The 11,121-nt window shown below is 67.1% G+C and carries 10 protein-coding genes; 1 reads left to right on the forward strand and 9 read right to left on the reverse strand.

Annotated elements, in window-relative coordinates; all coding sequences use genetic code 11:
- The 9 genes from AC1D2O_RS33120 to AC1D2O_RS33160 form a co-directional block, all read right to left on the reverse strand.
- Positions 1-478 (reverse strand): NAD(P)(+) transhydrogenase (Re/Si-specific) subunit beta (locus AC1D2O_RS33120; protein WP_478158584.1); only part of this gene is annotated, 478 nt, incomplete at its 3' end.
- The gene (locus AC1D2O_RS33125; RefSeq protein WP_478158585.1) at positions 475-801 is read right to left on the reverse strand and encodes an NAD(P) transhydrogenase subunit alpha part 2; all 327 of its coding nucleotides are present in this window, start codon (positions 799-801) and stop codon (positions 475-477) included. The genes AC1D2O_RS33125 and AC1D2O_RS33120, both read right to left, overlap by 4 nt.
- 22 nt (positions 802-823) lie before the next feature.
- On the reverse strand, positions 824-1,954 hold the full coding sequence (locus tag AC1D2O_RS33130; RefSeq protein ID WP_478158586.1) for a Re/Si-specific NAD(P)(+) transhydrogenase subunit alpha: 1,131 nt from the start codon (positions 1,952-1,954) through the stop codon (positions 824-826).
- A gap of 19 nt (positions 1,955-1,973) precedes the next feature.
- Positions 1,974-3,944 (reverse strand): acetyl-CoA carboxylase biotin carboxylase subunit, encoded by a 1,971-nt coding sequence (locus tag AC1D2O_RS33135; protein ID WP_478158587.1) that lies wholly within the window; start codon positions 3,942-3,944, stop codon positions 1,974-1,976.
- A gap of 4 nt (positions 3,945-3,948) precedes the next feature.
- Entirely contained in the window at positions 3,949-5,418 is a 1,470-nt protein-coding gene (locus AC1D2O_RS33140; protein ID WP_478158588.1) for an acyl-CoA carboxylase subunit beta, read from the reverse strand.
- Between the two features lie 8 nt (positions 5,419-5,426).
- The gene (locus AC1D2O_RS33145; protein ID WP_478091818.1) at positions 5,427-6,398 is read right to left on the reverse strand and encodes an LLM class flavin-dependent oxidoreductase; all 972 of its coding nucleotides are present in this window, start codon (positions 6,396-6,398) and stop codon (positions 5,427-5,429) included.
- A gap of 49 nt (positions 6,399-6,447) precedes the next feature.
- Entirely contained in the window at positions 6,448-7,218 is a 771-nt protein-coding gene (locus AC1D2O_RS33150) for a CoA-transferase subunit beta (protein WP_478158589.1), read from the reverse strand.
- Complete coding sequence (locus AC1D2O_RS33155; RefSeq protein ID WP_478091822.1) at positions 7,211-8,167, reverse strand: CoA transferase subunit A; 957 nt, start codon at positions 8,165-8,167, stop codon at positions 7,211-7,213. The genes AC1D2O_RS33150 and AC1D2O_RS33155 overlap by 8 nt, the downstream gene beginning before the upstream one ends.
- A gap of 41 nt (positions 8,168-8,208) precedes the next feature.
- Positions 8,209-9,702 (reverse strand): pyridoxal-phosphate dependent enzyme, encoded by a 1,494-nt coding sequence (locus AC1D2O_RS33160; RefSeq protein ID WP_478091824.1) that lies wholly within the window; start codon positions 9,700-9,702, stop codon positions 8,209-8,211.
- Between the two features lie 263 nt (positions 9,703-9,965).
- On the opposite strand from AC1D2O_RS33160, the gene AC1D2O_RS33165 reads away from it, so the two are divergent.
- Positions 9,966-11,120, forward strand: coding sequence for an ABC transporter substrate-binding protein (locus AC1D2O_RS33165; protein WP_478091826.1), 1,155 nt, complete (start codon positions 9,966-9,968; stop codon positions 11,118-11,120).
- The last annotated feature ends 1 nt before the right edge of the window (position 11,121 follow it).

An 11,121-nucleotide genomic window follows, 5' to 3' on the forward strand; every position in this document is an offset into this window, starting at 1 on the left:
CGCCCAGGAACAGCTCCAGCCGGTTGCCCGCGGGGATCGCGTAGCGCAGGAAGCCGTCGATGATGGCGGCCCCGTCGGGGGTGTTGATGCCGACCGCGGCCGCCACCGGCGCCGGCGTGATGCCGAAGGCCCAGGGCTCGACCACCGCGGCCACCGCGATGAACACCGCCGCCAGGCCGATCATGCTGTGGAAGAAGGCCACCAGCTCGGGCATTTGSGTCATCTCGACCGTCCTGGCCCGGTAGGCGCCGTAGCCCCCGCCGACCACCAGGCCCAGCAGCACCCAGGCCATGCCGATCGCCTTGCCGCCCGACAGCTGCACGATCAGCGCCGCGGTGGTCAGGATGGCGATCGCCATGCCCACCATGCCGAAGACGTTGCCGCGGATCGAAGTSGTSGGGTGGGAGAGGCCCTTSAGGGCCTGGATGAAGCAGACACTGGCAACGAGGTACAGCAGCGTGACGAGGTTCATGCTCATGCTGCATTCCCCTTGCCAGCGGCCGGTGCCTTTTTATCCTTCTTCTTGAACATCTCGAGCATGCGCCGCGTCACCAGGAAGCCGCCGAAGACGTTGACCGCGGCCAGCGCCACCGCCAGCACGCCCATGGTCTTGCCCAGGCCGGACTCGGTCAGCGCCGCGGCCAGCATCGCGCCCACGATCACGATCGCCGAGATCGCGTTGGTGACCGCCATCAGCGGCGTGTGCAGCGCCGGCGTGACGGTCCACACCACGTGGTAGCCGACGTAGATCGCCAGCACGAAGATGATCAGGTTGATGACGGTATGGGAAACGGGATCCATGTCTTCTCCTCCGGGGGTTCGCTTAGTTCTTGGTGACCTGGCCGTCYTGCGCCATCCGGCAGGCCGCCACGATGTCGTCCTCGAGGTCGATCTTGAGCGYGCCCTCCTTGGCCACGATCAGCTTGAGGAAGTCGAGCACGTTGCGCGCATACAGCGCCGACGCGTCCGCCGCCACCCGCGCSGCCAGGTTGGTCTCGCCSACGATGGTCACGCCGTGCCTGAYCACCGTCTGGTCGGCTTCGGACAAGGGGCAGTTGCCGCCCACGCCGCCAGGCCCCTTGCCGGCGGCGATGTCCACGATCACCGAGCCCGGCTTCATCGACTTGACCATGTCTTCGGTGATGAGSGTCGGCGCCGCGCGCCCCGGGATCAGCGCGGTGCTGATCACGATGTCGGCCAGCGCGACGCGCTTGGCGACYTCSACCTGCTGGCGCGCCAGCCAGCTCGCGGGCATCGGCTTGGCGTAGCCGCCGACACCGACCGCCGCTTCCTTCTCCTCGTCGGTGTCGTAGGACACCTCGATGAACTTGCCGCCCAGCGACTCGATCTGCTCCTTCACGCTCGGGCGCACATCGGACGCCTCGATCACCGCGCCCAGGCGCTTGGCGGTCGCGATCGCCTGCAGGCCGGCCACGCCGACGCCCAGGATCACGACCCGGGCGGCCTTCACGGTGCCCGCGGCGGTCATCAGCATCGGGAAGAAGCGCTGGTATTGGTCGGCCGCGATCATCACGGCCTTGTAGCCGGCGATGTTGGCCTGCGAGGAGAGCACGTCCATGCTCTGCGCGCGCGTGGTGCGCGGCGCGGCCTCCAGCGCGAAGGCCGTCAGCCCGGCGGCAGCCAGGCGCTGCAGCCCCGCTCCGTCGAAGGGGTTGAGCATGCCGATGACCACCGTGCCCGGCTTCATCAGCGCGCTCTCGCGCTCGTCCGGCGTGCGCACCTTGAGCACGATCTCGGCGCCGAAGGCCCCCGCCGCATCCGTGATCTCCGCCCCCGCGGCCTGGTACGCCGCATCGGTCACGCTCGCAGCCACGCCCGCGCCCGCTTGCACACGCACCACATGGCCCTGCGCCACGAGCTTCTTCGCGGTCTCCGGGGTCACGGCAACTCGGGTTTCGCCTGGCACAGTCTCGGCCGGCACGCCTATCTTCATACAGTCCGCCTCTCAGGATTCATTCGAATTCGATGATCACCGCGTCGAGCGCGAGCGCATCACCGCGGCCCACGTGAACCTTCGACACCACACCGGCGCGCTCGGCGCCGAGCGTGATTTCCATCTTCATGGCCTCGACGACGCACAGGGGATCGCCGGCCGCCACGGCCTGGCCCACTTCCGCGGAGATCGCGACGACCATCGCCGGCATCGGGCTGCGCAGTTGGGAACCGGTGGCCGCCTGCTGCCGCTTCGGCATCCACGCCAGCAGTTCAGCCTCGCGTGCCGACAGCACGCAGACCTCGGCCTGCGTGCCGGCATGGGCCAGCGTGGCGCCGTCGCCGGTGCGGCGAAACTGCATCGCCACCGCCTCGCCGTCGATCGAGCCCTTCCAGACCGGCTGCCCCGGAATCCAACCGGATATCACCTCGTGCACGATCCCCGGCAGATCGTCGAAGCCGACGCGCCAGTGGCCGCGCTGGCCCTCGACCGTGACCCGGTGCGCCGCAGCTCCCAGAAGCACCACACGACGCCCGACTGCAGCGGCGCCCCCATCGGCCAGCGCGTCCATCGAGGCAGCGACCGCGGCCATGCGTTGCGCCGTGAGTCCTTCAGGCGGCGGCAACACGAAGCCCCCCTTGAACTCGTCGGCAATGAAAGCCGTCGACAGCTTGCCGGCGCGCCAGCGCGGATGACGCATCAGCGCAGACAGGAATGCAATGTTGTGCCGGATGCCTTCGATGGCAAAGGCATCGAGCGCGAGCGCCTGCTGGTCGATCGCCTCGGCCCGCGTGGGCGCGTGCGTCACCAGCTTGGCGATCATCGGGTCGTAGTGGATCGATATCTCGCCGCCCTCGTACACGCCGGTGTCATTGCGCACCGTGACGCCATCGTGCTGGCCTTCGACGGGTGGGCGGTAGGTGGTGAGCCGCCCGGTCGCAGGCATGAAGTTGCGCGTCGGGTCTTCGGCATAGACGCGGCTTTCGACCGCCCAGCCCTTCAGCCGGATGTCTTCCTGAGCGAACGCCAGCTTGCCGCCGGCGGCCACATGGATCATCTGCTCGACCAGGTCGATGCCCGTGATCAGTTCCGTCACCGGATGCTCGACCTGCAGCCGCGTGTTCATCTCCAGGAAGTAGAAGGACTTGTCCTGCCCGCAGACGAACTCGACCGTGCCCGCCGAGTCGTAGTTCACGGCGCGCGCCAGCGCCACGGCCTGCTCGCCCATGCGCCTGCGCGTGGCCTCGTCGAGCAGCGGCGACGGCGCTTCCTCGATCACCTTCTGGTTGCGGCGTTGAATGGAGCATTCGCGCTCTCCGAGATAGACCACGTTGCCGTGCTTGTCGCCCAGGACCTGGATCTCGATGTGGCGCGGATCGACGATGAACTTCTCGACGAACACGCGGTCGTCCCCGAAGGACGATGCCGCCTCGGACTTGGCGCGCGCATAGCCCTCGGCCACCTCGGCGGCCGAGGCCGCGATGCGCATGCCCTTGCCGCCGCCGCCGGCCGAGGCCTTGATCATCACCGGATAGCCGATCTCGTTGGCGATCTCCACCGCATGGGCCGGGTCCGAGATCACGCCCAGGTAGCCCGGCACCGTCGAGACCCGTGCCGCGCTGGCGCGCTTCTTGGATTCGATCTTGTCGCCCATCGCCTCCATCGCGCCCGGGTTCGGTCCAATGAACACGATGCCGGCCGCCTTCAGCGCCGTGGCGAAGGCCGCACGCTCCGAGAGGAAGCCGTAGCCCGGATGCACCGCGTCGGCCCCGGTGCGACGGCAAGCCTCGATGATCTTGTCCATCACCAGGTAGGACTCGATCGCCGGCGCCGGTCCGATGTGGACGGCCTCGTCGGCCATCTGCACGTGCAGCGCCCGAGCGTCGGCATCGGAATACACCGCCACGGTCCGGATGCCCATCCGGCGCGCCGTCCTGATGATCCGGCAGGCAATCTCGCCGCGATTGGCGATCAGAATCTTGGAGAACATGGGGCTAGAGAGGTAGGTTGGCGTGCTTGCGCCAGGGCTGCGCACACGACTTCTGCGCCAGCAGTTCCAGCGCCTGCACGAGGTGCCCGCGGGTCTGGCGCGGAACGATGACATCGTCGATGTCGCCGCGGCGCGCCGCAGCGTCGGCCGCGAGGCGTTGCTGCGCCGCTTGCGGATCGTCGCCCAGCGCCACGGCGCCCTGGGCGTTCAGGAGTCCGATCTGCGCGTCGGGCCAGGCATAGACCAGGTCGGCGCCGAGCGCGCGCGATCCCATCGCACCGCCCGCACCGCCCAAGGCCTTGCGCAGCACCACCGTCACGAGCGGGACTGTGGCCTGCGCGTAGGCGCACAGCAACTTGCCCACGTGCCGGGCCACGCCGCCGTGCTCCTGCGCGACGCCGGGCAGGAAGCCGGGCGTGTCGACGAAGCTGAGCACCGCGATGCCGAAGGCGTCGCAGAAGCGCACGAAGCGCGCCATCTTGCGGGCCGCGTCGCAGTCGAGCACGCCGGCCAGCACCGACGACTGGTTGGCCACCACGCCGACGGTGCGGCCATCGACCCGCGCGAAGCCGATGACCGCATTCGGGGCGAAGTCGGACTGCAATTCGAAGAAGTCCGCTTCGTCGCTCACCTGCACGATGAGTTCCCTGACGTCGTAGGCGTCCGCATCGGCTTGCGGCACCAGCGTGTCCAGTGCAGGCGCCTCGCGGGCCGCATCATCCAGGCAGCGCCGCTGCGTCGGCCCCGCGCGGTTGTGCAGCGGCAGGAAGCCGAACAAGCGGCGCAACCGACGGATCGCCTGCACCTCGTTGTCGAACGCCCCATCCGCCAGGGACGAGGTCTTTCTGTGCACGCCTGCGCCCCCGAGTTGCTCGGCGCTCACCTCTTCGCCCGTCACCCGTTGGACCACGTCGGGTGCGCTGAGGAACAGGCTGCTGTCGTCGTTGGCCATGAAGACGAAGTCGGACAGCGGCGGCAGCAAGGCATCGGCGCCGGGACATCCGCCGACGATCAGCGAGATCTGCGGAACGACGCCGGAAGCGGCTGCGGCGTTGCGTACGATGGCGCCGTGGCCGGCCAGCGCATCCATGCCGCTTTCAAGCCGCAAACCGGCCGTGTCGAAGATTCCGATGATCGGCACCCGGCCTTCCAGCGCGAGTTCCTGCAACCGCCCTATCTTGCGGGCATGCACCTCGGCCAGTGTGCCGCGGCTCACCGACATGTCCTTGGCGAACACGCACACGGCGCGGCCGCCGATGGTGCCGCGCACGGTGACCACGCCGTCGCCGCTGCAGGCGTCGTCGCGGCCCAGGCGGGGCCCCAGTTCGGTCGACGAGCCTTCGTCGAGCAGCAACTCGACGCGTTCGCGGGCCGTCAGCCTGCCGCGGGCGTGCTGCGCTTCGGCCCAGGCCGCCCGCCCAGGGGCCGGCCCCGGCGCGCGGCATGCGGCCGACCGGTCGAGAATCGCTGCCATCGCCGGCTTCAGCGCTTCTTTTCGGCCACGTAGGCACGCAGGCGCGGAACGATCTCCTTGGCGATGATCTCGATCTGGTCCATCTCGTACTTGTACGGAACGAAGACCAGCTTCTGGACGCCGACGTCGATGTGCTCCTTGAGCTGGGCCACGCACTCGTCGACATTGCCCATGATGGCGCTGTCCATCGTCGACTGGCTGCCCTGGGCGATGTCGAAGTCGACATTCAACCACTCCATCATCTTGCCCTGCACGGCTTCGCGCGAGGCCCCCACCATGATGGGCAGCTGGTTGCCGTTCATCAGCGTGGCCGGATCCTTGTCCGCTTCAGCGGCGTACTTGCACACCTTCGCCCAGGACTCGACGAACGCCGCCGGCTTGTAGAAGTAGGTGAGCCAGCCGTCGCCATCCACCGCGGCGCGCTTGAGCACGCGATCGGCATAGCCGCCGATCAGGATCGGGCAGGGATTCTGAACCGGCTTGGGGAACATCACGCCGGCCGGGATCTTGTGGTGCGTCCAGTCTCCGGAGACCACATCCTCGGTCCAGAAGCGCTTGAGGATCTGGAGGTTGTCGTCCATGATCTTGCCGCGCTCCTCGTAGGCCACGCCGACAGCGTCGAACTCGCGCTTGTACCAGCCGGCGGCCATGGCCATCAGCAGGCGGCCGTTGGACAGCTGGTCGATGCTCGACAGCTGCTTGGCCAGCACCACCGGATTGCGCAGCGGCAGCACCAGGATTCCGGTCGACAGCTTGATCTTCTTGGTGCGCGCGGCGATGGCCGTCAGCAGCGTCAGCGAATCGATGATCGGGAAGTGCGGATCGACGCCGAGCAGGATGTGGTCCCAGACCCAGATCGAGTCGAAGCCGAGTTCCTCCATGCGCACGCCGTACTGCACCAGCGCCTCCGCGTTCGGGATTTCCGGAAAGGCCGTGAAATTGCGCGCTGCAATGCCAAACTGTCCATGCAAGGTTGCCATCAATGTTCTCCAGTGGTTCGATCTTCGAAATGCAGATGCTCGACCCGCGTCATGCGATGTAGAGCCGGTCCGGGTCCAGCTTGCGCAGGGCCGCGAGTTCGGCCGCGCTCGGGACCTCGGTGGTCGCGATGTGCTTGTCGTGCAGCAGCGTGAAGCCGGTGTTGTCCTGCACCTGCTCCAGGGTGACGCCCGGGTGCAGCGCGACGATCTTCATGTGCCTGGTCTTGTCGTCGAAGCCGAAGATGCCCAGGTCGGTCACCACCCGGAACATGCCGCCGGCCAGCAGGCCGCGGTCGTGGCGGCTGCTGCCGCCATCGAGGAAGCCCGGGCTGGTGACGAAATCCACCTTGTCGACGAAGCGCCGGCGCTCATGGCGCATGGCGACGATCATGTTCGTCAGGCTCGAGATGTCGTTGCCGCCGCCGGTGCCCGGTAGCCGCGTCTTCGGGTGGGCCGGGTTGCCGATGTAGGACGAATTCAGGTTGCCGTACTTGTCGATCTGCGCGCCCCCCATGAAGCCGACGTCGACATGGCCGCGCTGCAGCAGCAGCAGCACGTCGGTGCTGCTCAGCACCATGTTGGCTCGCTTGGTGCAACGCTGTTCGTTGGTCGACGGCGGCAGCTTGCCCGGCTCGATGATCGGGCCCACCACGCCGCCCTCGAACAGAATCGTGAGGCCGGGGCAGCGCAGGCCCTGGGCCAGCGTCGCGGCCAGGAGCGGCACGCCCACCCCGGCGAAGACGACCTGCCCTTCGTTGAGCAGGCGCGAGCTCATGACGGCCAGGATCTCGCTGGCGGTGCAATCGGCGATCTCAGTCATTGAGCATGCTCCTTCCGCGGCGCGCCGCATCCAGCAGTTCGTCCAGCCCCAGCAGGTTCAGATAGTCGTTCCACGACTTCGGCTGCCGGATGTAGCGCTCGATGTAGTCCTGCATGGCGGCCACCGGGTCGGCGTTGACCAGCGAGGTGTAGTAGTCCATGTGCTTGAACAGCGGCTCGTAGACGTTGCTGCACTCGTGCGGCGCGCAGCCGTAGGGCACCTCGACCACGGCGTCGACGGCGAAGAACGGGATCTTGGTCTGGTCCGGGGATCGGCGGATCTGGTCGTTCGAGACGATCCGCTCGGTCGTCAGGATCACGCGGGTGGCGGCCATGGCCAGGTCGATGTCCATGAACTGCAGGCCGTCCATCTGGGCATTGCCGTAGGCATCGCAGCGCTGCACGTGGATGATCGCCACGTCGGGATTCAAGGCCGGCACCAGCAGCACGTCCTCCTGGGTGAAGGGACAGGTGATGGTCCGGGCTTCGGGCCGCAGTTCCAGCACGTCCGAGCCGAGCATCGAGCGCATCGGCAGGAAAGGCACCCCCATCGCTCCGGCGCGAAAGCGCATGCCCATGGCCAGGTGGCTCCACTCGTCGTAGCGCGCCTGCTTGCTCTCCACGTAGTGGCGCATGACCTTCGAGATGCCCCAGACGATGCCCTGGCTGAACCAGCTGGTGATGATGTGGTCCGAGACCCCCGAGGCGAACAGCAGGTCGCCCTCGCTCGAGACGATGCTGCGCGAGACCTGCAGATGTTTCTTGCGCTCGCGGATCAGCTGCCAGATCATCGCCGTCGGCGTGCGCGACAGCGTGCTGCCGCCGATGCCGACCTTGTCGCCGTCGTTGACCAGCGCGGCCGCATCCTCGAGCGACATGACTTTCTCTCGCAAGCTCCGGTCGCGCTGCGCGAGCTTGTTCCTCAGTTCGAGATAGGGTGTACCTTCCATATTGCCTCCTGCTTTCCCCACAGATCCTGTGGATGTGTTGACTACCGCTGTGCCCCTGTCTTCCCGTTGAACGCCTCGACCAGCGCGTCCCAGGCCGGCACCGACGCTTGCAGGCGACCCCAGAAGGCCTGGTCCTTTCGAGCGTCGAACTGGTCCACGGAAATTCCTTGTTGCTCCACCCAGGTGAAATAGCCGAGGTTGAAGATCCTCTTGCGCTGCGAATGCGTGAGTTCCAGCAGGTGGTCGTCCTCGATGCCGCCCAGATGGCGCGCGAAGAGTTCGCCGGCATGGACCTCATCGAAGCCCTGCGCATAGTGGCGCTGCACATAGCGCTGGCGTTCGCTGGCGTACATCGGCGCGCTGTCGGTCGCCACGGTGACGATGGCGTCGTCGGCGCCGAGGTCGAAGTGCTTCGCCACCTTGATCGCGGCGACCACGTTGGCCCAGCCCGAGATGCCGATGGCCGCCAGCGCTTCGACACACGCCGGATCGAGCTTCTGGCGCTGCATCAGGTAGCGCTTGCCGACCTCCGAATTGAACAGCTGGTTCAGCGCGTCCGAGCTGCGGTCCGACACGCCGACGGCGACGTCGGTGTTCAAGACGTTGTGGATCAGCGGAATGTGCTTGTCGCCGATGCCCTGGATGTTGTGTTCGCCGTAGCCGTTCTCCAGCAGGGTCGGGCACTCGCTGGCCTCGACGGCGACGATGCGCGCGCCGTGGCGCTGCTTGAGATAGTCGCCGGCGGCAAGGGTGCCGGCCGAACCGGTCGCCGACACGAAGGCCGCCAGCCGCAGCGCGGGCGTTTCGACCTGCAATGCGTCGAACAGACGCCCCATCGCTCGGCCGGTGCAGTGATGGTGCACGATGTAGTTCCCGAACTCGGAGAACTGGTTCAGGATCACGTTGTCCGGGACCGCTGCGAGCGCGGCGCAGCGGTCGTAGATCTCCTTGACGTTGCTTTCCGTGCCCGGCGTGCGGACGATGTCTTCCGGCGCCGCCACCCAGCGCTCCAGCCAGTCGAAGCGCTCCCTGCTCATGCCGGCGGGCAGCACCGCGATGCCGCGGCAACCGAGGATCCGCGAGATGGCGACGCCGCCGCGGCAGTAGTTGCCGGTCGACGGCCACACGGCCCTGTGCCGGCCCGGATCGAAGCGCCCCGTGACCAGGCGCGGCACCAGACAGCCGTAGGCCGCCAGCACCTTGTGCGCGCCGATCATCGGAAAGCGGTCGCCCAGCGCGATGACGATCCTGGTCTTGACGCCGGTCAGCGCCTCGGGCAGCACCAGGTGGCCCGGCACGCTGGCCGGGGCGTTTCCGGCGGCGTCGTTGAACCAGTGGACGCGCCACAAATTGGCCGGGTGGGGCTGGCCGGGATCGACCTGCGCCAGCGCGGCGAGGCGCTCGGGCGGAATCGTCTCGGGGTCGGCCAGCTGGCTCAGGGTCGGCAGCGCCACACCCGCTTCGCGCAGGCAGGCGTGCGCCTTCGAGAGCGTCCGCTCATCGACCACTTCCGGCGAAATACTCAACTGGCTCATGTCTCTCCTGGGCTGGCTCTGGCGATCAGTGCCTCGGCATCATATGATGCCATCAGCTGGTCGTCCTATTATTAGTATCTTATCAGCGAGTAAGGGCCCAGGCAAACAACGGCTCGTCGGTGAAAACCATGAGTCGGTGCACGACGCATCGATATACAGTAGTCCTATTGTTAGATAGATAGTTTGAGTGATTGCGCGACAGCTCGAATGCGCCGGCATCCCGCCGGACGATTCGTCCCCCACCTCTCTCTAAGGAGCGGAAGATGAAGCAAACCTGGCTGAGACCGAGCCTGGTCGCCGCGGCAGCGTGTTTCGCCGTCGCTGCGGCAGCCCAGTCCAACATCATCAAGATCGGCGTCAACCAGCCGCTCACCGGCGCCGTGGCGGCGTCCGGCAACTTCGTGACGAGCGGCGCGAAGATCGCCGCCGACGAGATCAATGCGAAGGGCGGCATCAACGGCGCAAGGATCGAGCTGGTGATCGAGGACAGCAAGAGCAATCCGACCGAGGCCGCCAACGCCACCGAGAAGCTGATCGTGCGCGACAAGGTCCCGGTCATCATGGGCGCGTGGAGTTCGACCTACACGCTGGCCGCGATGCCCAAGCTGATGGAATACAAGGTGCCGATGGTGGTCGAGACCTCGGGGGCCGACAAGATCACGACCTCGGGCAACCCCTATGTGTTTCGCATCTGCCCGACCAACGACATGGAAGCCAAGAGCTTTGCCCGCCATGTCGAGCCGCTCAAGATCAAGAAGGCCGATCTGCTGGTCGTGAACAACGACTGGGGCCGCGGCTCGGCCGAGTCCTTCCAGCGCATGCTGGAAGCCAAGGGCGTGAAGGTGGGCCGCGTGCTGACCATGGACGCCTCGGCGCAGGACATGACCTCCCAGTTGTCCCAGCTCAAGGCCACGGATGCCGACACCCTCTTCGTCACCACGGCGGTCGAGCAGCTCACCCTGGTGCTCAAGCAGGCGCAGTCGGTGGGCCTGAAGCGCCAGATCATCACGCTGGGCGGCTCGCAGAGTCCGGACCAGTTGATCGAGCACGCAGGGTCTGCAGCCGCGGGCACCATGCACAACATGATGTTCGCGCCCTGGACGCCCGACGCCTCGGCCGATCCGGCCACCGCCAGGGCGTTCATCGCGGAGTGGAACAAGCGCAAGTACGACAAGGCCGGCCTGACCGAAGGCTTCCGCGGCTATGACGGCATCCGCACCATTGCCGCGGCCGTCACCAAGGCCGGCGCCGCCGATCCGGAAAAGATCCGCGCGGCGCTGTGGGACATCGAGCTGACCGGCCTGACCGGCAAGATCAAGTTCGAGAAGGTCGGCCCCTCGGGCCGCGAGAGCGGCCAGAGCACGCCCAACACCTACCTCGTGAAGATCGACAACGACAAGATCGGCATCGTCAACTAGC

The sequence above is a fragment of the Variovorax sp. P1_G12 genome (assembly GCF_056405555.1).

What these genes read in the sequence shown, in the direction of transcription:
- AC1D2O_RS33125 (WP_478158585.1), bottom strand. Translation starts at nt 801, where the DNA reads ATGGATCCCGTTTCCCATACCGTCATCAACCTGATCATCTTCGTGCTG.
- AC1D2O_RS33135 (WP_478158587.1), bottom strand. Translation starts at nt 3,944, where the DNA reads ATGTTCTCCAAGATTCTGATCGCCAATCGCGGCGAGATTGCCTGCCGG.
- AC1D2O_RS33140 (WP_478158588.1), bottom strand. Translation starts at nt 5,418, where the DNA reads ATGGCAGCGATTCTCGACCGGTCGGCCGCATGCCGCGCGCCGGGGCCG.
- AC1D2O_RS33145 (WP_478091818.1), bottom strand. Translation starts at nt 6,398, where the DNA reads ATGGCAACCTTGCATGGACAGTTTGGCATTGCAGCGCGCAATTTCACG.
- AC1D2O_RS33150 (WP_478158589.1), bottom strand. Translation starts at nt 7,218, where the DNA reads ATGACTGAGATCGCCGATTGCACCGCCAGCGAGATCCTGGCCGTCATG.
- AC1D2O_RS33155 (WP_478091822.1), bottom strand. Translation starts at nt 8,167, where the DNA reads ATGGAAGGTACACCCTATCTCGAACTGAGGAACAAGCTCGCGCAGCGC.
- AC1D2O_RS33160 (WP_478091824.1), bottom strand. Translation starts at nt 9,702, where the DNA reads ATGAGCCAGTTGAGTATTTCGCCGGAAGTGGTCGATGAGCGGACGCTC.
- AC1D2O_RS33165 (WP_478091826.1), top strand. Translation starts at nt 9,966, where the DNA reads ATGAAGCAAACCTGGCTGAGACCGAGCCTGGTCGCCGCGGCAGCGTGT.